The sequence below is a fragment of the Bordetella genomosp. 7 genome, assembly GCF_002261415.1.
Classification (GTDB): Bacteria; Pseudomonadota; Gammaproteobacteria; order Burkholderiales; family Burkholderiaceae_B; genus Bordetella_A.
Window position 1 is genome coordinate 56,853 of the sequence record NZ_NEVI01000005.1, and the last position, 23,692, is coordinate 80,544.

General features: G+C 67.8%; 22 protein-coding genes and 1 riboswitch. Of the genes, 8 read left to right on the plus strand and 14 right to left on the minus strand.

Going from position 1 to position 23,692, the window contains the following annotated elements; genetic code table 11:
* Nucleotides 1-106: 106 nt before the first annotated feature.
* Nucleotides 107-328: a glycine zipper 2TM domain-containing protein gene (locus CAL18_RS02975; protein ID WP_026640889.1), complete on the plus strand. Its 222-nt coding sequence runs from the start codon at nucleotides 107-109 to the stop codon at nucleotides 326-328.
* A gap of 101 nt (nucleotides 329-429) precedes the next feature.
* Here the strand turns inward: CAL18_RS02975 and minE are convergent, their stop codons facing one another.
* The 4 genes from minE to CAL18_RS02995 all read right to left on the minus strand — a co-directional run bounded on the left by minE (nucleotide 430) and on the right by CAL18_RS02995 (nucleotide 4,245).
* Nucleotides 430-690 (minus strand): cell division topological specificity factor MinE, encoded by a 261-nt coding sequence (minE, locus tag CAL18_RS02980; RefSeq protein WP_026640888.1) that lies wholly within the window; start codon nucleotides 688-690, stop codon nucleotides 430-432.
* Between the two features lie 3 nt (nucleotides 691-693).
* Nucleotides 694-1,509, minus strand: a complete 816-nt coding sequence (gene minD / locus CAL18_RS02985) for a septum site-determining protein MinD (protein WP_094796026.1) — start codon at nucleotides 1,507-1,509, stop codon at nucleotides 694-696.
* Nucleotides 1,510-1,638: 129 nt separating this feature from the next.
* Nucleotides 1,639-2,469, minus strand: a complete 831-nt coding sequence (gene minC / locus CAL18_RS02990) for a septum site-determining protein MinC (protein ID WP_026640886.1) — start codon at nucleotides 2,467-2,469, stop codon at nucleotides 1,639-1,641.
* 12 nt (nucleotides 2,470-2,481) lie between these two features.
* Nucleotides 2,482-4,245: a glutamine--tRNA ligase/YqeY domain fusion protein gene (locus CAL18_RS02995; protein ID WP_094796027.1), complete on the minus strand. Its 1,764-nt coding sequence runs from the start codon at nucleotides 4,243-4,245 to the stop codon at nucleotides 2,482-2,484.
* 113 nt (nucleotides 4,246-4,358) lie between these two features.
* On the opposite strand from CAL18_RS02995, the gene CAL18_RS03000 reads away from it, so the two are divergent.
* Both CAL18_RS03000 and CAL18_RS03005 read left to right on the plus strand, forming a co-directional pair.
* Nucleotides 4,359-5,702, plus strand: coding sequence for a cytochrome ubiquinol oxidase subunit I (locus CAL18_RS03000; RefSeq protein WP_094817315.1), 1,344 nt, complete (start codon nucleotides 4,359-4,361; stop codon nucleotides 5,700-5,702).
* Nucleotides 5,699-6,730 carry a cytochrome d ubiquinol oxidase subunit II gene (locus CAL18_RS03005; RefSeq protein ID WP_094817316.1) on the plus strand — a complete coding sequence of 344 codons (1,032 nt, stop codon included), beginning with the start codon at nucleotides 5,699-5,701 and terminating at the stop codon, nucleotides 6,728-6,730. The genes CAL18_RS03000 and CAL18_RS03005 overlap by 4 nt, the downstream gene beginning before the upstream one ends.
* A 60-nt stretch (nucleotides 6,731-6,790) precedes the next feature.
* Here CAL18_RS03005 and CAL18_RS03010 read toward each other — a convergent pair whose 3' ends face one another.
* Together CAL18_RS03010 and CAL18_RS03015 are read right to left on the minus strand one after the other, a co-directional pair.
* On the minus strand, nucleotides 6,791-8,260 hold the full coding sequence (locus CAL18_RS03010; protein WP_094796030.1) for an ATP-binding protein: 1,470 nt from the start codon (nucleotides 8,258-8,260) through the stop codon (nucleotides 6,791-6,793).
* Between the two features lie 19 nt (nucleotides 8,261-8,279).
* Nucleotides 8,280-8,981, minus strand: a complete 702-nt coding sequence (locus CAL18_RS03015) for a response regulator (RefSeq protein WP_026640881.1) — start codon at nucleotides 8,979-8,981, stop codon at nucleotides 8,280-8,282.
* A 156-nt stretch (nucleotides 8,982-9,137) separates the two neighbouring features.
* Here CAL18_RS03015 and CAL18_RS03020 point away from each other — a divergent pair, with 156 nt between their 5' ends.
* Together CAL18_RS03020 and recQ are read left to right on the plus strand one after the other, a co-directional pair.
* On the plus strand, nucleotides 9,138-10,586 hold the full coding sequence (locus CAL18_RS03020; RefSeq protein WP_094817317.1) for a fimbrial protein: 1,449 nt from the start codon (nucleotides 9,138-9,140) through the stop codon (nucleotides 10,584-10,586).
* Nucleotides 10,587-10,665: 79 nt separating this feature from the next.
* Nucleotides 10,666-12,480, plus strand: a complete 1,815-nt coding sequence (gene recQ / locus CAL18_RS03025) for a DNA helicase RecQ (protein ID WP_026640879.1) — start codon at nucleotides 10,666-10,668, stop codon at nucleotides 12,478-12,480.
* A gap of 485 nt (nucleotides 12,481-12,965) precedes the next feature.
* Here recQ and ruvB read toward each other — a convergent pair whose 3' ends face one another.
* Nucleotides 12,966-14,024, minus strand: coding sequence for a Holliday junction branch migration DNA helicase RuvB (gene ruvB, locus CAL18_RS03035; protein WP_026639914.1), 1,059 nt, complete (start codon nucleotides 14,022-14,024; stop codon nucleotides 12,966-12,968).
* Between the two features lie 124 nt (nucleotides 14,025-14,148).
* On the opposite strand from ruvB, the gene CAL18_RS03040 reads away from it, so the two are divergent.
* Together CAL18_RS03040 and CAL18_RS03045 are read left to right on the plus strand one after the other, a co-directional pair.
* Nucleotides 14,149-15,111, plus strand: coding sequence for a threo-3-hydroxy-L-aspartate ammonia-lyase (locus CAL18_RS03040; protein WP_026639913.1), 963 nt, complete (start codon nucleotides 14,149-14,151; stop codon nucleotides 15,109-15,111).
* Nucleotides 15,112-15,184: 73 nt separating this feature from the next.
* Complete coding sequence (locus CAL18_RS03045; protein WP_026639912.1) at nucleotides 15,185-16,102, plus strand: complex I NDUFA9 subunit family protein; 918 nt, start codon at nucleotides 15,185-15,187, stop codon at nucleotides 16,100-16,102.
* Nucleotides 16,103-16,124: 22 nt separating this feature from the next.
* Here the strand turns inward: CAL18_RS03045 and ruvA are convergent, their stop codons facing one another.
* The 6 genes from ruvA to CAL18_RS03075 form a co-directional block, all read right to left on the minus strand.
* Nucleotides 16,125-16,697 (minus strand): Holliday junction branch migration protein RuvA, encoded by a 573-nt coding sequence (gene ruvA / locus CAL18_RS03050; protein WP_094817319.1) that lies wholly within the window; start codon nucleotides 16,695-16,697, stop codon nucleotides 16,125-16,127.
* Nucleotides 16,698-16,778: 81 nt separating this feature from the next.
* The gene (gene ruvC, locus CAL18_RS03055; protein ID WP_026639910.1) at nucleotides 16,779-17,327 is read right to left on the minus strand and encodes a crossover junction endodeoxyribonuclease RuvC; all 549 of its coding nucleotides are present in this window, start codon (nucleotides 17,325-17,327) and stop codon (nucleotides 16,779-16,781) included.
* A complete protein-coding gene (gene purH / locus CAL18_RS03060; RefSeq protein ID WP_026639909.1) occupies nucleotides 17,327-18,916 on the minus strand; it encodes a bifunctional phosphoribosylaminoimidazolecarboxamide formyltransferase/IMP cyclohydrolase in 1,590 nt (529 codons plus the stop codon). Before purH ends, ruvC begins: the two co-directional genes overlap by 1 nt.
* A gap of 49 nt (nucleotides 18,917-18,965) precedes the next feature.
* Nucleotides 18,966-19,205: a helix-turn-helix domain-containing protein gene (locus tag CAL18_RS03065; RefSeq protein ID WP_026639908.1), complete on the minus strand. Its 240-nt coding sequence runs from the start codon at nucleotides 19,203-19,205 to the stop codon at nucleotides 18,966-18,968.
* A gap of 39 nt (nucleotides 19,206-19,244) precedes the next feature.
* Complete coding sequence (dusB, locus tag CAL18_RS03070; RefSeq protein WP_026639907.1) at nucleotides 19,245-20,270, minus strand: tRNA dihydrouridine synthase DusB; 1,026 nt, start codon at nucleotides 20,268-20,270, stop codon at nucleotides 19,245-19,247.
* A 54-nt stretch (nucleotides 20,271-20,324) separates the two neighbouring features.
* On the minus strand, nucleotides 20,325-21,488 hold the full coding sequence (locus CAL18_RS03075; protein ID WP_094796036.1) for a UbiH/UbiF/VisC/COQ6 family ubiquinone biosynthesis hydroxylase: 1,164 nt from the start codon (nucleotides 21,486-21,488) through the stop codon (nucleotides 20,325-20,327).
* 79 nt (nucleotides 21,489-21,567) lie between these two features.
* Between CAL18_RS03075 and CAL18_RS03080 the strand changes: the two genes are divergently transcribed.
* Nucleotides 21,568-22,020 (plus strand): TM2 domain-containing protein, encoded by a 453-nt coding sequence (locus CAL18_RS03080; protein WP_026639905.1) that lies wholly within the window; start codon nucleotides 21,568-21,570, stop codon nucleotides 22,018-22,020.
* Nucleotides 22,021-22,052: 32 nt separating this feature from the next.
* On the opposite strand, the gene CAL18_RS03085 is transcribed toward CAL18_RS03080, so the two are convergent.
* Nucleotides 22,053-23,396 carry an aminopeptidase P N-terminal domain-containing protein gene (locus CAL18_RS03085; RefSeq protein ID WP_026639904.1) on the minus strand — a complete coding sequence of 448 codons (1,344 nt, stop codon included), beginning with the start codon at nucleotides 23,394-23,396 and terminating at the stop codon, nucleotides 22,053-22,055.
* A 99-nt stretch (nucleotides 23,397-23,495) separates the two neighbouring features.
* Nucleotides 23,496-23,681: riboswitch (yybP-ykoY riboswitch) on the plus strand.
* Nucleotides 23,682-23,692: the final 11 nt, after the last annotated feature.

The window sequence follows — 23,692 nt, forward strand, 5'->3', positions numbered from 1 at the left end:
ATCCTGAAGCTGCGTAATTTTGTGGGGGACGCCGCAGTGCCTGATATTCCGGCCTCGCCTGACTCCGGTGCGCTGTCCCAGGCACAACTATAGGAGCCTCATCATGATCAACATCGGAACCTTCTCGAAAATCAGCATGGCTGTTCTGCTTTCGTTCACCATGGCAGGGTGTTCGTCGTGGGACAGCATGAGCCGCCGCCAGAAAAGCACCGTCGGGGGCGCCGCCGTGGGCGGTGTGGCCGGCGCAGTCATCAGTAATGGCGGCATCCTGGGCACCGTGGGTGGCGCCGCGCTGGGCGGCATCATCGGCGACCAGGTCGGCAAGTAAACCTCTGCCATTACACACAAAGGCCCTGGCAAGCAGCACGCTTGCCAGGGCCTTTTTTGCGGGGTGACGCAGCCGGGGCCAGGTCGCGGCCCGCGCGGCAATCAAGCCTCTTTTTGCGGCATCTCGATCTTGACTTCAAGGACTTCGAGCGTGTCCTGACGCTCCAGGTGCACCTTGATGTCGTCCGGATCGATGTTCACGTATTTGGAAATGACGGCGACCAGCTCCTGCTGCAATTGCGGCAGGTAATCGGGCGACGAGCCGCGGCCCGTTCGTTCATGGGCAAGAATGATTTGCAGGCGTTCCTTGGCGACCACCGCCGAGGTTTTCTTCTGGCCTAACAGAAACGACAGGAAGGACATTGCTTACTTCCCTCCGAAAAGGCGCTTGAACAGGCCGGGTTTTTCATAGTCGACGAATCGCAGCGGCTTGTCTTCGCCCAGGTAGCGGGCCACCACGTCTTTATAGGCCTCGGATACGTCCGTGTCGCGCAGGTGGATCGCGGGCAGGCCCTGGTTCGACGCCTGCAGCACGGCTTCCGACTCGGGGATGACGCCGATCAGCTTGATGCGCAGGATATCTTCGATGTCGCTCAGCGAGAGCATCTCGCCATCATTGACGCGCTTGGGGTTATAGCGCGTCAGAAGCAGGTATTCCTTGACGGGTTCTTCGCCGTCGACCGCGCGGCGCGACTTGGCCGACAGGATGCCCAGGATGCGGTCGGAATCGCGCACGGACGAGACTTCGGGGTTGGTGACCACCAGCGCGTCGTCGGCGAAGTAGGCGGCCATCAGCGCGCCGGTTTCGATGCCGGCGGGCGAGTCGCAGACGATGTACTCGAAACCCATTTCTTTCAGGTCATCGAGCACCTTGCCCACGCCTTCCTGGGTCAGCGCGTCTTTGTCGCGAGTTTGCGAGGCGGGCAGGATGAACAGGTTCTCGAGCTGCTTGTCTTTGATCAGCGCTTGGTTCAGCGAGGCTTCGCCCTGGATGACGTTGACGAAGTCATACACGACACGGCGTTCGCAACCCATGATCAGATCCAGGTTGCGCAGGCCGACGTCGAAGTCGATGACGGCCGTTTTGTGGCCACGCATGGCCAATCCGGCGGAAAAGCTGGCGCTGCTGGTGGTCTTTCCGACCCCACCCTTGCCGGAAGTCACCACAACAATACGTGTCATGACCGTTTAACCCTTATGTTCGAATAAATCGCGTTATCGTAAAGCAAAAAGCCCGTGTAAGGCTTCTTACAAGATGTAGGCGTGCCCCGGTATCCCGCGGCAACGCCCATTGATGCTATCCATGCCCGGCTACTTGCGCAGCGCCTCGATGTGCAGCGTTTCGCCATCCAGGTACACCAGCGCCGGCTGATTGTGCAGACTGCGGTCGAGCTTGGCTTCCACCACCCGGTAAACGCCGGCCACGGCCAGCAGCTCGGCGTCGAGCTGTGTGGTGAAGATGCGGGCCGACGTGTCGCCGCGCGCGCCCGCCATCGCCTTGCCGCGCAGCGGGCCATAGACGTGCACGTTGCCGTCGGCGATCACTTCGGCGCCCTGGCTGACCATGCCGATGACCACCAGGTCGGTATGGCGCGCGTACACGCGCTGCCCCGAACGCAGCGGCTTGGTGATGACCAATGCCGAAGCCGGCGCGGACGCGGGCAAGGGGGATTCTTCAGGCGCGGGCTGCGCAGGGGCGGCCGGCGCAGCGGCCGCACCGCTGGCCGGGTCGGCGCCGGGGGCCGTCGCGGTTTCCAGGGCCGCCGCGGGCACGGCCGGCACCGGCGTGGCGATGTCGCTGGGCGCGGCGGTTTCTACGGCGGGCGCGGGGCGTGGCGTGGACAGTTCCACGGCGGCCAGGCCGGCTTCCTGGGCGGCCTGCAGGTTGGCGCCCTGGGCCACCACGCCTATGGGCGGCAGGTTGTGCCGGCGCAGCGCCTGCAGCAGCGCCGGCCAGTCGATCGGGCTGTCGACGCGGCTGGCATCGATGACCACGGGTTCATTCTCGAAGAAGCTGCCGGCGTCCGCCATGCGGCGATCCAGCGCCGCCGTCAGGAGAGACAGGTCGGCGCTGTGCAGCACCACGCGTACGGCATACAGCGTGGCGCTTTTGAAATCCAGGGCGAGGGTATCAGTAGTCATGTGGGAACGAAATCAGGCCGTGGCCCATGAGTCGCGCAGCGTGACGATGCGGTTGAGCACCGGCGCCTCGGGCGTCGAGTCTTTGCTGTCTACCGTGAAGTAGCCCAACCGCTCGAACTGCCATGTGGCGCCCGGCGCGATCCGGGTGCCCGGTTCCAGCCAGGCGTCGACGGTGCGGCGCGAGTCCGGGTTCAGGCAGGTCAGGAAATCCTTGTCGCCGGCGTCCGGATAGGGGTCGGAGAACAGGCGATCGTACAGATGCACGCGCGCCGGCACCGCGTGAGCCGCGCTGACCCAGGTGATATTGCCCTTGACCTTGACGCTGTCCGAGCCTGGCGTGCCGCTCTTGGTATCGGGCAGGTATTCGGCCTGCACTTCGGTTACGCGGCCGGATTCGTCTTTGGTGAAGCCCGTGCAGCGCACCACGTAGCCGTATTTCAGGCGCACGGTGTTGCCGGGGTACAGGCGGAAATACTTCTTGGGCGGCTCTTCGCGGAAATCGTCGCGCTCGATCCAGAGCTCGCGCGAGAACGGGAACTCGCGCGCCCCGGCGGCCGGATCATGCGGGTTGCGCGGGGCGGTGCAGGCTTCGTGCTGGCCTTCGGGGTAATTGGTGATGACCAGTTTGAGCGGGTCGAGCACCGCCACGGAGCGCGCCGCGGTGGGGTCCAGGTCGTCGCGCACGGCCTGCTCGAGCAGGCCGTAGTCGATGCGCGAATCGGACTTGGACACGGCCGTGCGGTCGCAGAACAGGCGGATGGACGACGGTGTGTAGCCGCGCCGGCGCAGACCGAACAGGGTGGGCATGCGCGGGTCGTCCCAGCCATCGACGTAGCCTTCGCGCACCAGTTGCAGCAGCTTGCGCTTGCTGGTGACGACGTACGTCAGGTTCAGGCGGGCGAATTCGTACTGGCGCGGCAGCGGCCGGGCCAGTTTGCCCAGTTCGGCCAGGCGCGCCAGGATCCAGTCATAGAAGGGGCGCTGATCTTCGAACTCGAGCGTGCAGATGCTGTGCGTGATGCCTTCCAGCGCGTCTTCGACCGGATGCGCCCAGCTGTACATGGGGTAGATGCACCAGGTGTTGCCGGTGCGGTGGTGCGTGGCGTGGCGCACGCGGTACATCACGGGGTCGCGCAGGTTGATGTTGGGCGACGCCATGTCGATCTTGGCGCGCAGCACCAGGCTGCCGTCGGGATGCTTGCCGTCGCGCATTTCGGCCAGCAGCGCCAGCGATTCGTCGGCGGGGCGGTCGCGCCAGGGCGAAGGCACGCCCGGTTCCGTCAGGGTGCCGCGGTTGGCGCGGATCTGCTCGGGCGTCTGTTCGTCGACGTAGGCGTGGCCGGCCTGTACCAGGGCCTGGGCGAACTCGTACATGAAGCCGAAGTAATCGCTGGCGAAGTACAGGTGCTCGGTGCCGTTGGCGTTCCAGTCGAAGCCCAGCCACCGCACCGCCTCGATGATGGCGTCGACGTATTCCTGGTCTTCTTTCTCGGGGTTCGTGTCGTCAAAGCGCAGGTGGCACACGCCGCCGTATTCGCGGGCCAGCCCGAAGTTCACGCAAATGCTCTTGGCGTGCCCGATGTGCAGATAGCCGTTGGGCTCGGGCGGGAACCGCGTGCGGATGCGGGCCGGGTCGGGCGCGCCCCGGGACTGGACCGAGGCCGGGCCAGGCTCGCCGGCCCAGCGCTTGCCCTGGAATCGGTCGGCCTGCAGATCGTCGTCGATGATGTTGCGCAGGAAATTGGTGGCGGCAGTCGGCGTGGGGGCGGTGGTCATGCTCGAGAAAGGAGAAAACAGCGGCAAAGCGTCAATTTTGCCACGTCCGCACTCCGAAACCGTTGTAAACCTGTCCCCATCTTCCGGAAACAGGCTCTACACTACCGGCCATCATGGATATCGTCCCTTTATTGCTGGCCCGCATCCAGTTCACGGCAAGCCTGAGCTTCCTGGCGTTGTTCATGGCGCTTTCGCTGGCGCTGTCCTGGATGCTGCTGTTTTTCAAGCTGTGCGCGCACCGCACGGGACGGCCCGGGTGGACGGCCGCCTACCGGTTCTGGGTGCGCTTTTTTGCCCTGTCGTTCGTGCTGGCCCTGGCCGCCGCGCTGCCGGTGCTGATACAGCTGGGCAGCCTGTGGCCCGGCCTGATGGACAAAATCGGCAATGTGGCCGGGCCGCTCATCGGTTTCGGGGTGCTGTCGGTGTTCATCCTGAAATCATGCTTCCTGGGGGTGATGCTGTTCGGGCAGCGCCGCGTATCCGCGGGCGCGCATACGCTGGCGGTGTTCATGGTGGCGCTGGGGCAGGCGGCAACCCTGTTCTGGGTGCTGGCGCTGCAATCGTGGGTGCAGACGCCCGCCGGCGCCACCCTCATCGACGCGCGCTACCAGGTCTATGACTGGCGGGCGGTCATCTTCAATCCGTCGTTCGGCTGGAACCTGGGCCTGATGGCATTGTGGTCCGCCCTGGCGGCGGCCTTCCTGATATTGGGCGTTACCGCGCTGCAGGCGTTGCGCCGCCGGCTCGACGAGGGCGAACGCTGTGCGTTCAAGGCGGCGCTGGTCGCGGCGGCGGCCGCCTCGCTGCTGCAGGGGCCGGTGCTCGACGGCGCGGGCCGCGTCATGGCCGAGCACCAGCCCGCCAAGGCGGCGGCCGCGGCGGGCTATTGGCAAAGCGGCGCCGAGCCGGCCTGGGCCCTGTTCGGCTGGCCCGACGCCAGGGCGCAGGCCACGCGCGCCGAGCTGGCGTTGCCCGGCGTGGGCGAGGCATGGCTGGGACGCGATGCGCAAGGCCTCTACCAGGGGCTGGACAAGTTTTCCGGTATGCAGCCGCCGGTGGCGGCCACGTTCTGGACGTTGCGTGCGGTAATGTTGCTGGGCCTGGCCATGCTGGCGGTGTCGCTGCTGACGCTGGCGTTCACCGCCCGCCGCGGGCTGGATCCGTCGCTGCTGCCGCGCTGGTGGCTGCGGATGGTTGTCGCCATGCTGTATGCCGGCGGGCTTGCCGTGCTGGCCGGGGGCGTGTTTTCGGTGGCCGGCATGCAGCCGTATGCGGTCAACGCCACCATCACGCAAAGCGAAGTGCTGGGCACGGCCAGCGTGCCGGTGCTGGCGGCCAGCCTGGCGGGCTACCTGGCGCTGTATGCGGCGCTGCTGGCGGCCTTCAATGGCATGTTGTTCCATGCCGCGCGCTACGGCGTGGTGCCGGTGCGCAAACCCGGAGGCCTGTCCCCATGATCGACATGCTGGCCGCTTCGCTGGGGGTGAATTCCAGCGATCCGACCTTCTGGATGCCGCTGGTGTTCATGGGGTTGTTGTTCCTGTTGATCGCGGGCGGCGTCGTCCTGGACGGCTTCGACCTGGGCGTGGGCATGTTGCTGCCGCTGGCGCCGGCCGGAGAGCGCGGCCGCATGATGAGCCTGCTCAGCCCGTGGCGCGATGCCAATGAATTCTGGCCTTTGCTGGGCATAGGCCTGTTTGCGTCGGCATTTCCCATGGCGTGGGGCGCCGTATTCGGCAAGCTGTACGGGCCCCTGGCCCTGATGGCGCTCGGACTGGCGCTGCGCAGTGTCTCTTTCGAGTTCCGCATCCGCGCGCGCAGCGAGCTCAAGCCGCGCTGGGTGCTGGGGTTCTGGCTGGGCTCGGTGGCCACGGCGTTTGCGCAAGGGCTTATCCTGGGGCGTTTTGCCACGGGGTACCAGACCGCCGCGGGCTACGGGTGGTTTGCCGTCCTGATGGGCTTTTGCGCCGTGGCCGCGTACGCGCTGCTGGGGGCGGCGTGGCTGGTCATGCGCGTCGACGGCGAGCTGCAGCGCCGCGCCGCGCGCTGGGGCCGCGCGGCCATCCGCTGGGCCGCCGTGGGCATGGTCGCCACGTCGGCGATGCTGGGGCTGGCCAATGCCGGCATTTTCTATAAATGGAGCAACCCTTCCGGGCTGGTAGTGGCGGCGGTGGTATGGGGGCTGATGCTGCTGTGCTTTTCCAACGTGGAAATGCGCCTGTCGCGCATACCGGGTCGGGCCGAGCAGCACAGCTGGCTGCCGTTTGTGCTGTGCGTGGTGCTGTACTGGCTGATGCTCGCGGGCCTGGCCTACAGCCTGTTTCCCTACTTGATCCTCGACGACATGACGCTCTGGGACGGCACGGCCTCGATCGGATCGATGCGCCTGGTGCTGGCCGGGGCCGTGATCGGCGCGCCGGTGGTCGTGGTGTTCAACCTGCTGGCCTACCGGTCGGTATTCGGCAAAGAGCGCCGCGCGGGCTGAGCGCGGCGCGTTGCCGCCGGGGCGGCCGGGGCTGTCGGGGCGGCCGGGGCTGTCGGGGTATCAAGACGCCGCGTCTTCGGCCCGGTCGGCGGCCAGGGGCAGGGTGATGCGCACCAGCAGCCCGCCTTCGCGGGCCTGGTCGAGTTTCAGCGCGCCGCCGTGCGCGCGCGCGATGGCTTCGGCCAGCGCCAGCCCCAGCCCGACATTGCCGGTGCGCGTGCGGGCGTCGTCCAGCCTGGCGAACGGCCGCAGCGCTTCGGCGCGGCGTTCGGGAGCGATGCCCGGGCCGTGATCGGCCACTTCCAGCACGGCGTGCGCGCCCGCGCGCCGCAGGCGGATATCCACGGGCGGCTTGCCGTGATGCAGCGCGTTGCCGATCAGGTTGTCCAGCAGCCGGCCCAGGGCCACCGCATCGCCCTGCAGCACCATGTTGTCGTCCGACATATCCAGGGTGACCTCGGTGCCCGTGCTCTGCCAGCCCGCCACCCGGTCGGCCAGCCATTCCGGAAACGCCATCTCGACATAGCGATAGCCGGCGGGATCGGTGCCGCGCACGAAACCGATGAACTGGTCGACCATGTGCTGCATGTCCTGCAGATCTTTGCGCAGGCCGTCTTTCAGGACCGGGTCGTCGGCCATTTCAATGCGCAGCCACATGCGCGACAAGGGCCCCTTCAGGTCATGAGGCAGGCCCGACAGCAGCGTGCGCCGCACGGATTCCGATTCAGCCAGGGCATCCAGCATGGCGTTGAAGCGTTCGCCCAGCGCACGGGTTTCGCTCGGGCCGGACGGCTGCACGCGCTGGGGTTGCCCGGCGGCCAGGCGGTCGGCGGCTTCGGCCAGCCGCGTCAGCGGCCGTGTAATGTGCCAGGAAAACCCGCCGGCCAGCAGCAGCACCAGCCCCATGCCGCCCAGCCACGCGGCGATCATGGGCGTGGCCACCGGGGGATCGAGCCGTTCGAGCGGGATCACCAGCCATTCGCGCAGGCGAGGCGCTTCTTCGGTATCGGTGTTGCGCGCCAGCGAGATGAAAATCTCGGGATCCCGCCCGTGCGACAGCGCCACGCGCGTGCCATCGTTGAGGCGGTCATTGAGCTTGCGGATCAGCGAACGCAGGTCGTCCCGGATATCGTCGGTCTGCGCGTCATGGTGCGAACGGTGCCGAATCCGGTCGACATCCCGGTGCGGCGTGCCGCTGGCGTCCTGCCGCGCCCCGGGCGACGGCGTGCGCGAAAACCGTTGCAGGCGCGCCTCGGCCGGCAGGGTGCGCGACCACAGCCGCCATTGGTTCTGCGAGGCGTTGCGCACGAATTCGGCGCGGTCGTCCGCAGGGATTTCCGACACCGCCGCGCGCAGGGTGCGTATGGTGGTGGCGATATAGCCTATCGCCACGTCTTCCAGGAACTTCTGGCGGTAATACGACACGGTCGCCAGCGTGGCAGCCTGCGCCAGCAGCACCGCGCCCAATACAAGCAGGATCAGGCGCGTCCGCAGCGAGCGCGGCAACAGGGAACTGAGCAGGCGGTTCATGCAAGGTGGCGGCGGGCAATCAAGGCGAGAACCGGTAGCCGATGCCCCATACCGTCTGTATCCAGCGCGGCTGTTTCGGGTCGTCTTCGATGGCGCGCCGCAGGCGCAGGATGGCGATATCGATGGCGCGGTCGTTGCGTTCACCGCCGTCGTCGTCGCGCGCCAGCGCCAGCAGGCGTTCGCGCGACAGCGGCTTGCCGGCGTTGCGTACCAGGGCTTCCAGCAGGTTGATTTCGCCGCCGGTCAGCTTGACCGGCTCGCCGTCGCGCAACAGCTGCCTCAGGGCCGGGTCGAATACAAAGGGCCCGAAGCTGACCGGCACGTCCTTGGTCAGCGCCGAAGGGCCGCGCTTGCGCCGCAATACCGCTTCGATGCGCGCCAGCAATTCGCGGGGATCGAACGGCTTGCCCAGATAGTCGTCGGCGCCGGCCTCCAGGCCTATGATGCGGTCCACCGCCTCGTCGCGCGCCGTCAGCAGGATGACGGGGATATCTTCGCCCTGTTCGCGCAGCCGGCGGCAGGCATCGGCGCCGTCGCCACCGGGCAGCATGCGGTCGAGCACCAGCAGGTCGGGGGTGTAGCGGGCGATGCGCGCGGTCAGGTCGCTGGCGTCGGGGGCCAGCAGCGTGTCGTAGCCATGCCGGTTGAGATAGTCGGCCAGCAGCTGGCGCAGGGCGGGGTCGTCGTCGACGACCAGCAGCTTGGTATGCGGATTGTCCATGGACGCCATAGTGTCCGGGGATGGGAGCGCCGGCAAGGGGCGGGAAATAGATTGAAATATAACGCGGCCTGGGCCGCGCCAGCCGGGGCAACCTAAAATAGCGACTTCGCCTTACGCGTTTGCGCGGTCGTTTTCTTTCGCCCAGAAGTTTTCCTGATGCGCCGTTCTCGGGTCCGTACACTGTCGAGCGTCATGGCCATGTATCGTGGCTGGCGCGGGGCGGCCGTGCGTCCCATGCTGGCCGGCCTGTCGGCCTGCAGCCTGGGCCTGGGCGCCTGCGCCGCGCCCGATTCCCTGCCGTCGGCCCCCTTCGCCGTGACGTCACCGCACGACCCGGCCCCGCGGGGCCAGGCGCCGCGCCCGGACGCCGGGCAGCCGGCGCGCGACGATACCGAGCGGGCTGCGCGATTCGGCATCGCGGTGCTGGCGCCCGCCATGCCGTTGCCGGTGGCGCCCGCCACGCTGGCCGAATCGCGGCCCCTCGAGCTGGACCCGATGCCCTGCCAGCTGTCTCCGCTCGAGGGCCTGGTCGACGCCTCGCTGCAGCAGCGGGACGCCCACCGCGATGCCGCCAGAGCGGCGGGCCCGGACGGCACCGGCACGGTCGACATGTCCGCCGCCGCCCAGGCGGCCCCGCTACCGGTGCAATGCGCGAACCTGTTCCCCGATGTGCAGCCCGTGCCGCCGCAGCAATACGACTTTGGCCTGGAAACGCGCGACCCGGTGCCGTCGGGCTCCGTGATGGTGGTCACCGGCGTGGCCCAACCCGCCAGCCCCTGGTTTTCCACTCTGAGCAGCCAGCAGGGGTTTGCCTTTTCGGGCGGGCGCTGGGTGTATCGCGACACCGCGGGGCCCAGCCTGGCCGTGGGCCACCTGACGGCCAACGCGCCGCTGTGGGGCAGTGCGGTGCCCATCGGCGGCCTGCAGATTGCGGACTGGGCGGGCGGGGCGCAGGTGGTGCCGCCCGGCAAGGTCGCCTATTCGTCTACCGTCGGCCGGCTCAACTACACCAACCTGGCCGCGCAGTCGGGCGCTATCGATTACGGCGTCACCGCGGGCAGCGGAACGCTGCGCTATGGCCTGACTCCCGCGCTGACGCTCGAAAGCCAGATGCAGACCGCGCCCGATCTGGCCACCCGCGGGCTGGGCACGACCTATTCGGCGGGCGATCTGGGCACCTTTCAGGTCGGCGTGACGCAAAGCACGTTCGACAATGTCAACGCGTGGCGCTACCGCTTCGGCTACAACGTCAATCTGCTCGAATCGGTGAGCCTGGCGGTCACCAATGAGCAGGTCGACGCCGGTTTCGGCGACCTGTCCCAATACCGCGACGGGTCGTTCACCTCGCCCCGCATGCGCAATACGTTTGCCGCCGGCGTGCCCATCTCGGGCTGGGGCACGCTGACGGGCACCTATACCGGGCTGCGCGAATCCGGCGTGGCCATCGAACAACGCTTCGGGCTGCAGCACAGCATGCTGGTGGCGCCCAGCGTGCGCCTCGCCGTGGGCGCCGATCGCGATGTGGTCACGGGCGATTACGAAATGCGCGCGGGGCTTACCATGCCGGTCGATGCGTTCATGCGCGGCCTGTGGCTGTCGTGGTAGGACGGTTTGCGGCCCCGCGCCTCGCCCGGCCCCTGAATGGGGCTTAAAATCGCCGCCATGACGCCTTACGCTACTTCTCATGTCTGACCCCCGCGCCCAGGACGTCCTGCAGCGCGTTTTTGGCTACGAATCCTTCCGCGGCGACCAGCAGGCCATCGTCGATCACGTCATCGGCGGGGGCGACGCGCTGGTGCTGATGCCCACAGGCGGCGGCAAATCACTGTGCTACCAGGTTCCGGCGCTGGTGCGAGAGGGCACCGGCGTGGTGGTGTCGCCCCTTATCGCGCTGATGCAAGACCAGGTCGACGCCCTGACCGAGCTCGGCGTGCGCGCGGCCTATCTGAATTCCACGCAAGACTGGCGCGTGGCGCGCGAGGTCGAACAGGCGTTCCTGGCGGGCGAGCTCGACTTGCTGTATGTGGCCCCCGAACGTCTGCTGACCGACCGCTGCCTGCAATTGCTCGAACGCGGCCGCATTGCCTTGTTCGCCATCGACGAAGCGCATTGCGTATCGCAATGGGGCCACGATTTCCGGCCCGAGTACCTGGGCTTGTCGATGCTGCACGAGCGTTGGCCCGATGTGCCCCGCATCGCGCTCACCGCCACCGCCACGGCGGCCACGCGCGTCGAAATCGCCCAGCGGCTGGCGCTGGACGAGGCTCGCCATTTCGTGGCCAGTTTCGACCGGCCCAACATCCGCTATCGCATCGTCGAGAAAAACGAAGTGCGGCGCCAATTGTTGGACCTGATCCGTGGCGAGCACGATGGCGATTCGGGCGTGGTGTATTGTCTGTCGCGCGCCCGGGTCGAGGAAACCGCCGACTTCCTGTGCCAGAACGGCGTCAATGCCTTGCCGTACCACGCCGGCCTGAGCGCCGCGGTGCGTGCGGGCAACCAGTCCCGGTTCCTGCGCGAAGACGGCATCGTCATGGTTGCCACCATTGCATTCGGCATGGGCATCGACAAGCCCGACGTGCGCTTCGTGGCGCACATCGATCTGCCCAAGTCGGTCGAGGGCTACTACCAGGAAACCGGCCGCGCGGGCCGCGACGGCCTGCCCGCGACGGCGTGGCTGGCCTACGGACTGCAGGATGTCGTACAGCAGCGCCGCATGATCGACGAATCCCCGGGCGACGAGCTCTACCGCCGCCGCCTGGGCCAGCAGCTCGACGCCATGCTGGGCCTGTGCGAAACCGTCGAATGCCGCCGCGTGCGCCTGCTGGCCTACTTCGGGCAGGCAATCACCGCTTGCGGCAACTGCGACGTATGTCTTGATCCGCCCCAGTCCTGGGATGGCACGGTGGCCGCGCAGAAAGTGCTGTCGGCGGTGTACCGGTTGTGGAAAGAGCGCGGGCAGCGCTATGGCGCGGGCCATATCATCGATATTCTGCGCGGCAAAGATACCGACCGCATCCGGCAGAACGATCACCAGACGCTGAGCGTGTTCGGCGTGGGCGCCGATCTGTCCGAAAATGCCTGGCGCGGTGTGTTGCGCCAGTTGCTGGCCCAGGGCCTGCTGGCCGTCGATACCGACGGTTATGGCACGCTGGCCCTTACCGAGGGCAGCCGGACCGTGCTCAAGGGCGAACGCCAGCTGATGCTGCGGCGCGAATCAGAGAAAAAGGCGCGGAACAGCAAGTCCGGCGGCCGCAGCCGCGCCGCGGTCATCGATCTGCCGCCCGAAGCGCAGCCCGTTTTCGAGGCCTTGCGCAACTGGCGCGGCGAGGTCGCCAAGAACCATGGCGTGCCGGCCTATGTGATCTTTCACGATGCCACGCTGCGTGAAATCGCCCTGGCGCGGCCCGCGTCCATGCACGAACTGGCGCATATCAATGGCGTGGGCACGCGCAAACTCGAAGCGTACGGCGACGACATCCTGAGGCTGGTGGCGTAATCAACATCCGCCGCCGCGCTTGCGCGGTCGGTGTCTGACACCCTTCGGGAGTCAGACACCGCATCAGAACAGTTTCCCGCCAGGTGTCTGACTCCCGAAGGGTGTCAGACACCACACCAGAAGCATCTGGCCGGCCATGCCCGAAGGGAGTCCGCCAGGTGTCTGGCTCCCGAAGGGTGTCAGACACCACACCAGCAGCATCTGGCCGGCCATGCCCGAAGGGAGTCCGCCAGGTGTCTGGCTCCCGAAGGGTGTCAGACACCACATCAGCAGCATCTGGCCGGCCATGCTCGAAGGGAGTCCGCCAGGTGTCTGACTCCCGAAGGGTGTCAGACACCACATCAGCAGCATCTGGCCGGCCATGCTCGAAGGGAGTCCGCCAGGTGTCTGACTCCCGAAGGGTGTCAGACACCACATCAGAACCATCTGGCCGCCCGTGCTGGCCCCTCGGGTCGCACCCCGGCAGCCGACGCCCCCGGGTGCGCCTACTTGAACAGTTCGCCGCTGCCTGTGGGAGGGGCCAGGCCCAGGTGCCGCCACGTCGTCTGGGTGGCCATGCGGCCTCGGGGCGTGCGTTGCAGATAGCCGTGCTGGATCAGGTAAGGCTCGATCACGTCTTCGATGGTGTCGCGCTCTTCGCCTATGGCGGCGGCCAGGCTGTCCACGCCCACCGGCCCGCCGTCGAACTTGTGCACGATCGCTTCCAGCAGCTTGCGGTCCATCAAGTCCAGCCCTTGCGGGTCCACTTCGAGCATGGCCAGCGCCTTGCCCGCCGACTCGGCGTCGATCGTGCCGTGTGACTTGACCTGCGCGTAGTCGCGAACCCGGCGCAGCAGCCGGTTGGCAATACGCGGCGTGCCGCGAGACCGGCGTGCCACTTCCGCCGCGCCGTCGGGCGTAATCGCGACGTTGAGCAAACCCGCGCTGCGCGTGACGATGCGCCCCAGGTCATCGGCGTTGTAGAACTCCAGGCGCGAAACGATGCCGAAACGGTCGCGCAACGGGTTGGTCAGCATCCCGGCCCGCGTGGTGGCCCCCACCAGCGTAAACGGCTGCAGGTCCAGCTTGACGCTGCGCGCCGCGGGGCCTTCGCCGATCAGGATGTCGATCTGGAAATCTTCCAGCGCCGGGTACAGGATTTCTTCCACCACAGGCGACAGCCGATGGATCTCGTCGATGAACAACACATCGTTCTTTTCAAGATTCGTCAGCAGCGCGGCCAGGTCGCCGGGGCGCTCCAGCACCGGCCCCGATGTCTGCCGCAACTGCACGCCCATTTCGTGCGCGATGATGTGCGCGAGCGTCGTCTTGCCCAGCCCAGGCGGGCCGAACAGCAGCACATGATCGAGCGCCTCGCCGCGCTTGCGCGCCGCGGCAATGAAAATCTCGAGCTGCTCGCGCGCGCGCTGCTGGCCCACGTATTCTTGCAGCGCCTTGGGGCGCAGGGCGCGTTCGATGGACTCTTCGTTGGGCGACACCGGTTGCGGCGTCACCAGGCGGGGCGCGTCGGGCAGGGAAGAAAGCGAATCAGACTGGATGGCCATAATAAAAAGCAAGACTGGCATCACAGCAACAGCCGGGCCAGCGCAAGCATCGTACACCACCCATCCCGTCAACAGGCGATATCATCCAACCACCGCACTCCCACCCAAGCCAAAGAAAGACCTCATGTCCACGCTACCCACCTACGATGATGTCGTACGCGCCGCCCAGACCCTGGCCGGCGTCGCCCACCGCACCCCCGTACTGCGCTCGGCCACCGCCGACGCGCGCACCGGCGCGCAGATTTTCTTCAAGTGCGAAAACTTCCAGCGCATGGGCGCGTTCAAGTTCCGTGGCGGCTACAACGCCATTGCGCGGCTGACGCCGGCGCAGCGGGATGCCGGGGTCGTTACGTTTTCGTCCGGCAATCATGCCCAGGCCATCGCCCTGGCCGCGCGCCTGCTGGGCGTGCGCGCCACCATCATCATGCCGCACGACGCACCGGTGGCCAAGCGCGCCGCCACCGAAGGCTATGGGGGGCACGTCGTCACCTATGACCGCTACACCGACGACCGCGAGGCGGTGGCGCGCCGCATCCAGGCCGAGACCGGCGCCACGCTGATCCCGCCCTATGACCATGCGGACGTCATCGCGGGGCAGGGCACCGCCGCCAAAGAACTGTTCGAAGAAGTCGGCCCGCTGGACGCCCTGGTCGTCTGCCTGGGCGGCGGCGGCTTGCTGGCCGGATCGGCGCTGGCGGCCAGCGCCCTCAGCCCGGCCTGCGCCGTCTATGGGGTCGAGCCGGAAGCCGGCAACGACGGCCAGCAGTCGCTGCGCAAGGGTGAAATCGTGCGCATCCCCACGCCCAAGTCATTGGCCGATGGCGCCGTCACGACCCATCTGGGGCAGTTGACGTTCCCGCTCATCCGGCAGCACGTCAAAGACATCGTCACCGTCACCGACGACCAGCTGGTCGAGACCATGAAATTCTTTGCCGAACGCATGAAAATGGTGGTCGAACCCACCGGCTGCCTGTCCACCGCGGCGGTGCTGCACCAGGCCCTGGCCATGCCGGGCAAGCGGGTGGGCGTCATCATCAGCGGCGGCAACGTCGATCTGGGCAATTACGCGCGGCTGCTGGCGGGTTGATCCACTCGCTTGCGGCGCCTGGCGGCGCGGGGCAGAATGGGCGGAACCGTTATCCGAATAAGAGGCTGCAACCATGCGTATCCTGCTTGTTGGCGGCACCGGTTTCCTGGGCAGGCACGTGGCGGCACGGCTGGCCCGCGACGGGCACATCCTGCTCGTTCCCACGCGCCAGTATGCGCGCGGCCGCGATCTGCAATTGTTGCCGGGGCTTACGTTACTTGAAGCCGATGTCCACGACGACACGGCGCTCGACCGCATGCTGCAAGAAAGCGACGCGGTCATCAACCTGGCCGGCATCCTGCATGGCGGGCATGGCCGGCCGTACGGCGCCGGCTTTGCCCGGGTGCACGTAGAGCTGCCGCGCCGGCTTGCGCAAGCGTGCAGGCGCCACGACGTGCGGCGCCTGCTGCACGTCAGCGCCTTGTGCGCCGATTCCTCCGGCCCCAGCATGTACCTGCGGTCCAAGGGCGACGGCGAAGCCGCCCTGCGCCAGGTCTATGCCGCCTGGCCCGACGGCGCCTGCACGATATTCCGGCCGTCGGTCGTATTCGGCCCCGACGACCGCTTCACGACCCTGTTCGCGCGGCTGGCGCGCTGGCTGCCCGCCATCCCGTTGGCGGGCGCCGACGCACGCATGCAGCCGGTCAGCGTGGCCGACGTGGCCAGCGCAATCGCCACGGCCCTGGTCAACCCCGTAACGGCCGGCCGTACCTACGAACTGGCCGGGCCGCAGGTATATACGCTGCGTGAAATCGTGCGCCTGTGCGCCATCTGGAGCGGCCATCCCAGGCCGGTGTGCGCGCTGCCCGCGGGCGTGGCCCGCCTGCAGGCGCGCTGCTTCGAATGCCTGCCCGGCGACCCGCTCATCTCGCGCGACAACCTTGCGTCGCTTACCGTCGACAACATCGGGTCCGCAGCCATGGCGCCCGAGCTGGGCGTGGTGCCCGCCAGCATGGAAGCGGTCGTGCCGGGCTACCTGAAGCCCGCTTGACCCTACACCCCCCCGCCGCTGTTTATCGCACCAGCGCCTTCAGGGCCAAGCGTATGCCGTCCGACACCTCGGTGCCTTCGGGCAGTGTCTTGAGCGCGGCCTGCGACTCTTTTTCGGAATACCCCAGCGCGAGCAGCGCGTTCAGGATGTCGGCCTGGCTGTCGGGCACGGGGTGCGCGCTGGCGCCGATGTCGGCGCCCAGTTTGCCGCGCATTTCCAGCAACAGGCGCTCGGCGGTTTTCTTGCCGATGCCGGGCACGCGTGTAAGCCGCCCGGATTCCTGCAGCGTGATGGCCTGCGCCAGCTCGCTTACCGAAAGGCCCGACAACACCGCCAGCGCCGTGCGTGCGCCGATGCCGCTGACCTTGATCAGTTCGCGAAACGCGCTGCGTTCGGCCGGCGTGGCGAACCCGTAGAGGATGTGCGCGTCCTCGCGCACGGTCAGGTGGGTATACAGCGCAACGCGTGCGCCGGTTTCCGGCAGGGCGTACAGGGTGCTCATGGGCACTTCGATGTCATAGCCCAGGCCATTGACGTCCACGCAAATGGTGGGCGGCAATTTCTCGATCAGGGTTCCGGTAATGCGTCCGATCATGGTGCAGGCGCCAGCAAGTGAAGGAATGGCGCGCCGCGCGCGCCCTGCCGGCATTCTAAACGGTGTGCCGCGCGGGGCGGGTCAGCCCACCACGCGGCCGCCACGCACGCGCGCACGGCTGCCACGGCCTGCGCCGCCCGACAGCAGGCCCAGGCGGCTTTGCAGCGGCCCGACGTGTGCATGGCAAATTGCGCAGGCCAGCGCATCGGCCGAATCGGGAGCGGGCGTGCCGTCCAGCGACAGCAGGCGCTGAACCATCATCTGCACTTGCTCTTTGGCGGCCCGCCCGGTGCCGACCACAGCCTTCTTGATCTGCAGCGCGGTGTATTCGTGAACCTCGAGCCGGCTGTCGGCCAGCGCGCACAGCGCCGCGCCGCGCGCCTGCCCCAGCAGCAGGGTGGACGCGGGATTGGTGTTGAGGAAGACGATTTCCAGCGCCGCGACATCGGGGCGCGTGTCGCGGGCGACCTCGCGCAGGTTGTCCAGGATGACTTTCAGGCGCTCGGGCAGCGCCAGCGCAGGCGGCACCACGATGGTGCCGCTGGCCACATAGCGCAGGCTCGCGCCCTTGACATCGATCACACCGAAACCGGTGCGGCGCAGGCCGGGGTCGATGCCGAGGACGCGCATCAGTGACGGAAGTGACGCGTGCCGGTGAAGACCATGGCGATGCCATGCTCGTCGGCGGCCGCGATCACTTCGTCGTCGCGCACACTGCCGCCGGGCTGGATCACGCAGGTCGCCCCGGCCGCCACCACCACGTCCAGGCCGTCACGGAACGGGAAGAACGCATCGGACGCCACCGCCGAGCCCTGCAGCGTCAGCCCCGCGTTCTCGGCCTTGATGGAGGCAATGCGGGCAGAATCGATGCGGCTCATCTGGCCGGCGCCGACGCCCAGGGTCATGCCGCCGGCGGCGAACACGATGGCGTTGGACTTGACATACTTGGCGACCTTCCAGGCAAAGGCCAGGTCGTTCATTTCCTGTTCGGTGGGCTGGCGGCGGGTAACCGCCCGGAGCGCATCGCGCGGCACGTTATACGAGTCGGGCGTCTGCACCAGCCAGCCACCGCCCACGCGCTTGATGTCGAAATCGTTGTGTCCGGCGCCGGCGGGAACTTCCAGCACGCGCACGTTTTTCTTGGCCGCCAGCACGGCCAGCGCCGCGCCGTCGTAGCCCGGCGCCAGCAGCACTTCCACGAACTGGCCGCTGACAGCTTCGGCCGTGGCCGCGTCAATGGGGCGGTTGAAGGCGATGATTCCGCCGAAGGCCGATGTCGGGTCGGTTTTGAAGGCTTGCTGATAGGCGTGCAGCGTATCGCCCGCCACCGCCACGCCGCAGGGGTTGGCGTGCTTGACGATCACGCAGGCGGGCGTGTCGAAGCTGCGCACGCATTCCCACGCCGCGTCGGCGTCGGCGATGTTGTTGTACGACAGTTCCTTGCCTTGCAGCTGCCGGTAATTGCCCAGCAGGCCGGCGGCGCGGTGGCTGTCGACATAGAACGCGGCCTGCTGGTGGGGGTTTTCGCCGTAGCGCAAGGTCTGTGCCTTGTTGACCTGCAGTGTCAGCGTGCCCGGCCAGTCGTGGCGCGACGGGGCGGCGTCCTGTGCGGGCGCGGGTTCCGCCAGGCTGGTCAGGTAGCCGGCGATCGCGCCGTCGTAAGCGGCCGTATGGGCGTAAGTCTTGGCGGCCAGCTCCAGGCGCAGCGCATACGATGTGGAGCCGGTCTTGTCCATTTCTGCCAGCACGCGCGAATAGTCGGCCGGGTCGATCACGACCGTGACGCCGCCGGCCTCGGTGCCGTGGTTCTTGGCGGCCGCCCGCAGCATCGCCGGCCCGCCGATGTCGATGTTTTCTACCGCGTCGGCAAACGTGCAGCCCGGCCGCGCGATGGTTTCGCGGAACGGATACAGGTTCACCACCAGCATGTCGATGCGGTCGATGCCATGCTCGGCAATGGTGTCCAGGTGTTCGGCGCTGTCGCGGCGGGCCAGCAGGCCCCCGTGGATCTTTGGGTGCAGCGTCTTGACCCGGCCGTCGAGGATTTCCGGCGATCCGGTATGCGCGGCGACTTCGGTGACGGCCAGGCCGGACTCGGCCAGCAGCCGGGCGGTGCCGCCCGTGGACAGCAGGCGCACCCCGCGCGCGGCCAGCGCGCGGGCGAATTCAACGATGCCGGTCTTGTCGGACACCGAGAGCAGGGCAGTTTCGATTTTCATGGAGAGGGCGGCTGAAAGAAAGAAAAACGGTCGCGAGCGCGGCGGGCGCTCAGGGCTGGATGTTGTGGGCCTGCAGCTTCTTGCGCAGCGTATTGCGCGTGATGCCGAGCATTTCAGACGCCCGCGACTGGTTGCCGCCGGAACGCTCCAGGGCGACTTCGAGAACCGGGCGTTCCACGCAGCGCATCACCATGTCCCACATGTCGTGGGGCTGGGATTCGCCCAGGTCTTCGAAATAGCGCTCCAGGCTGGCGCGCACGCAGTCTTCCAGGACATCTTTCTTGCTCATTGTGTACAAATTTTATAGTTGGAGGTGGGTGGTGGCGGATCATGCCGCCAGCAGGGATTGCGCGTCGGCGGCCGCAATGGCCGGGCCGGCGCGCAAAAGTTCGTCGAACCAGTCGGACACGGCGCGCCATTGGTCGCGGGTGTTGTCGATGCGGTTCATGCGGTCGCGGAACGCGTCTGCGCCGGGCAGGCCGTCTATGTACCAGCCGATATGCTTGCGCGCCGAGCGCACGCCGGTGTGCTCGCCGTAGAAGCGGTAATGATCGTCCAGGTGCTCGAGCAGCAGGTCGCGCATTTCTTCGGTGGAAGGCGGCGCCAGCGTTTCGCCTGTGCGCAGGTAGTGGTCGATTTCGCGGAAGATCCAGGGCCGGCCCTGGGCCGCCCGGCCGATCATGACCGCGTCGGCGCCAGTGTAATCGAGCACCTGGCGCGCCTTGCGCGGGCTGTCGATATCGCCGTTGGCAATGACCGGAATAGCGATCTCGGCCTTGACCGCGCGTATGGTGTCGTATTCGGCCTGGCCAGTGTACAGGTCGGCGCGGGTACGTCCGTGCAGCGCCAGGGCGGCGATGCCGGCGTCCTGGGCGCGGCGCGCCACCCGCAACGCGTTGCGGTTATCGCGGTCCCAGCCGGTACGGGTCTTCAGCGTTACCGGTACGCCCAGCGGCTGGCAGGCCGCCACGACCGCGTCGAGTATGCGGGCCACCAGGTCTTCGTCGCGCAGCAGGGCCGAACCGGACGCCAGGTTGCATACTTTCTTGACCGGGCAACCCATATTGATGTCGATGATGCGCGCGCCGCGCGCCGCGTTGAACGCGGCGGCCTCGGCCATCATGGCCGGGTCGGCGCCGGCGATCTGTACGGCCACCGGAGCGATCTCGCCGTCGTGGTTGAGGCGCCGCGAGGTCTTGACGCTTTCCCATAGCCGCGGGTTGCTGGCCGCCATTTCCGACACGGCATGCCCGGCCCCCAGCCGCTTGCACAGCTGTCGGAAAGGCCGGTCGGTCACTCCCGCCATGGGAGCGACCAGCACGTTGTTGGGAAGGGTCCAGGGGCCGATGCGCATGGGCGGGATTTTACCCGCCTTCAATACGGCACCTATTTGATCGGGCTGCCGCCTTCAGACACGCAGCCCCTGAAGCAGGTGGCGGGCCAGCGGTGCGCGCAGGGGCGCGGCCAGGTCCAGCGCCAGCAAGCCCAGCCCGCAGGCGTGCTCGACGGGGGCCAGGCCGGTGGCGAAAGCGCGGGGCATCAGGTCGGTAAGGCCGGCCGTGATCCAGCGGTCGGCGCGGCGCGCCCGTCCGAATTCCGCCAGTGCGGGTTGCGGGTCGGTTGCGGGGGCGACGAGCCAGTCGGCCAATCCCTGTGCCAGGCGTGCCGCATCGCGCAACCCAAGGTTCAGTCCCTGGCCCGCCACCGGGTGCAGGGTCTGCGCTGCGTTGCCGATGGCCGCCAGCCGCCCCTGCACCAGCGTGCGGCGCGCGTTCAGCGCCAGCGGAAAAATGTGCCGCGGGGCCTGGCTGTACAGGCGTCCGAGGCGGGTGCCGAACGCCTGGTTCAGGGCCGCCGAAAAAGCGGCGTTGTCCATTTGCGCCAGCTCGGCGGCGCGGCCGGGGCTGCTGCACCACACCACCGAATACGCGCCCGCCAGCTGCGGGTGCGGCAGCAGCGCCAGCGGCCCTTCGCGGGTAAAGCGTTCCCATGCCCAACCGGCCCGGGGCAGGGCGGCCGAGGCGCTGGTGATGACCGCATGCTGGCCGTATTCGCGGCGTATGTCATCGCCGCCGCTGCCGTCCGACTGCACCGCCACTGCGCACCGCAAGTCCGAATCGCCCTGGCGCACGACGACAGCCTGACCGTCCTGGCCAGCCACTTGGGCGGGCGGCCCGTGCAGGACGGTTACACCGCTTTCCTGCACACGTTCCAGCAACGTGGCATGCAGCTCGGCGTACGATACCGTGCTGCCCAGCCGCTCTACCTGGAAGTCGCTGCTTTGAATCAGCGTGCTGCCCAGCCGGCCGCGTTGCGAAACATGCACCGTGCGAATGTCGGCGGCGCGTCCCGGCCAGGCCCGCAGCGATTCCAGCAGCACCCGGCTGCCGTGGTTCAGCGCCAGCACGCGCGGGTCGGCGGCGGGGGGCTGGACGGCCTTGCCGGCCGGCGCCGCGCCCGCCAGCAAGGCGATGCGCTCGGGCCGCGCGCTATGGCGGGCGAGCAGCAGCGCCAGGGTGCGGCCGACCGGGCCGGCGCCCAGGATGGCAATGTCATAGGCAGACTGGGTCATGCTCGAATTCTACCGTCCACTACAATCGCGGGCATTCCGATCGATAACCGCCCGGCGGCGGGCGTCACGCCGTTCCGATATGCAATTGATGTCGTCCTCGAAATCCGTTTCCCTCCGCCCGCCGCGGCGCAAGCTGGTGGTGGGACTGCTGGCGTGCCTGTTCGGCTGGCTGGGCGCGCATTGGTGGTACCTGGGGCGCCGCCATGCCTGGATGGTTACCGCCGCCGTGCTGGCCTGCCTGGCTGCGGCCACGCAATTTCCGGTCTGGTACGACAACCCGGCGTTCTTCCTGGTGTTTGTGCCCATGATCGACGGCTTTATCGAAGGCGTGGTTTTCAGCCTGATGCCGGACGAAAAATTCGACCGCCTCTACAACCCCGGCCACGGGCGCGTCACGCATACGGGCTGGGGGCCGGTGCTGGTGGCGATCATGGGCACCCTGGTAGGCGCCACGGCGGGCATCTTCGGCATCGCCATGGTGGTGGTGTACACCTGGACGGCGATGGGCTGGCTGGACGGCTACGTCTTCTGAAGGCCCGCCCGCAGCCGCCCGCGCGGTTGCAGTCATTCGCGCATCAGCGCCTCGATCTCGCGTGCGTCAACGGGCACGCCGCGGGTGATCAATTCGCAGCCTTCCGCCGTGACCAGCGCATCGTCCTCAATGCGGATGCCGATGTCCCAGAACTGCCGGGGCACATCGTCGCCGGCGCGAACATAGATGCCGGGCTCGATGGTCAGCAGCATGCCGGGCTCGAGCGTGCGCCAGGGGCGATCCTGGCCGGCTTCGGCCGCGCCGCTGCGGTAGTCGCCCGCATCGTGCACGTCAAGGCCCAGCCAGTGGCCGGTGCGATGCATGTAGTAGCGGGTATATGCCCCCGATTCGATCACGCCGTCCAGCGACCCCTGCAGCAGGCCGGCATCCAGCATGCCGCGCGCCAGCACGCGCACCGCCGCGTCGTGCGCATCGTTGAAGCTGCGCCCCGGGGCAGTGGCCTGCGCAGCCGCAAGCTGCGCCGCGGCCACCAGGTCGTACAGCTCGCGTTGCGGGCCGCTGAAGCGGCCGTTGGCGGGGAACGTGCGCGTGATATCCGATGCGTAGCTGTCCACTTCGCATCCGGCATCGATCAGCACCAGGTCGCCATCGCGCAGCTCGGTGTCGCCCGCCGCGTAGTGCAGTACGCACGCGTTGGCGCCCGCGGCCACGATGCAGGGATATGCCGGCGCCTGTGCGCCATGGCGCCGGAATTCATACAGCAGTTCGGCTTCCAGCTCATATTCGTGCTGGCCCACCCGTGCCGCGCGCATCGCGCGTGCGTGCGCGCCCGCCGAGATACGCGCCGCCCGGCGCATGGTGGCGATCTCGCCAGGCTCCTTGATCAGGCGCATCTCGGCCAGCACGGGCCGCAGATCTTGCGCGCGCGCCGGCGGCCGGCGCCGTCCGCGCCCTTGTTCCTCGGCCTGCGCCTGCCAGGCCCGCAGCATGCGCTGCGCCGGCCCGCGCGCGGCAAACGGCCAGAACAGCGTGGGCTGGTCCAGCAGCAGCTCGGGCATCAGCTTGTCGAGTTCGTCGATCGAGTAGGTTTCATCGAACCCGTAGCGCTCGCGCGCAGCCTCGGGCCCGCAGCGGTAGCCCTCCCATATTTCCTGCTCGGGGTGCCGGGGGCGGCAGAACAGGATCGCCCGGTCGACGGGCCCCGCCACCAATACCAGCCATGCTTGCGGCTCGGCGAAGCCGGTCAGGTAAAAAAAGTTGCTGTCGTGGCGGTACGGGTATTCCGTGTCGCGATTGCGCACCGCGGCGGGCGCGGTGCCCACGACGGCCACGCCGCCGCCGGCGGCGCGCATATGGTCCAGCAAGCGGTGGCGGCGCCGCGCGTAGGGCGCAATGTCGGCAGGGGAAAGGCTCATCGTTGGTGGCAGCCATAAGAGTCGCCCCGCCAGCCGGGGCATGGGCTACTTTACCGCGCCATGCGCCGGCGGGGCGAGCGGGCGGCTGCTATAATCCGCGCCACTGTCATTGGGGAGTAGCCATCCTTTGAATCCCCAAAGGAGTCAGCGTCAACAGACTTGGCGGTTTCGTACCCCATGGCGCTGACGGCACCCGCGTCGCCGCACCGGGAAGCCAGGCGAGACCTTTGGCCGCGATGCGTACATGCCTGCCGGGCGAGCCGCATCGTCGCGCCATTGGTGTCTGCTCGTCCGGC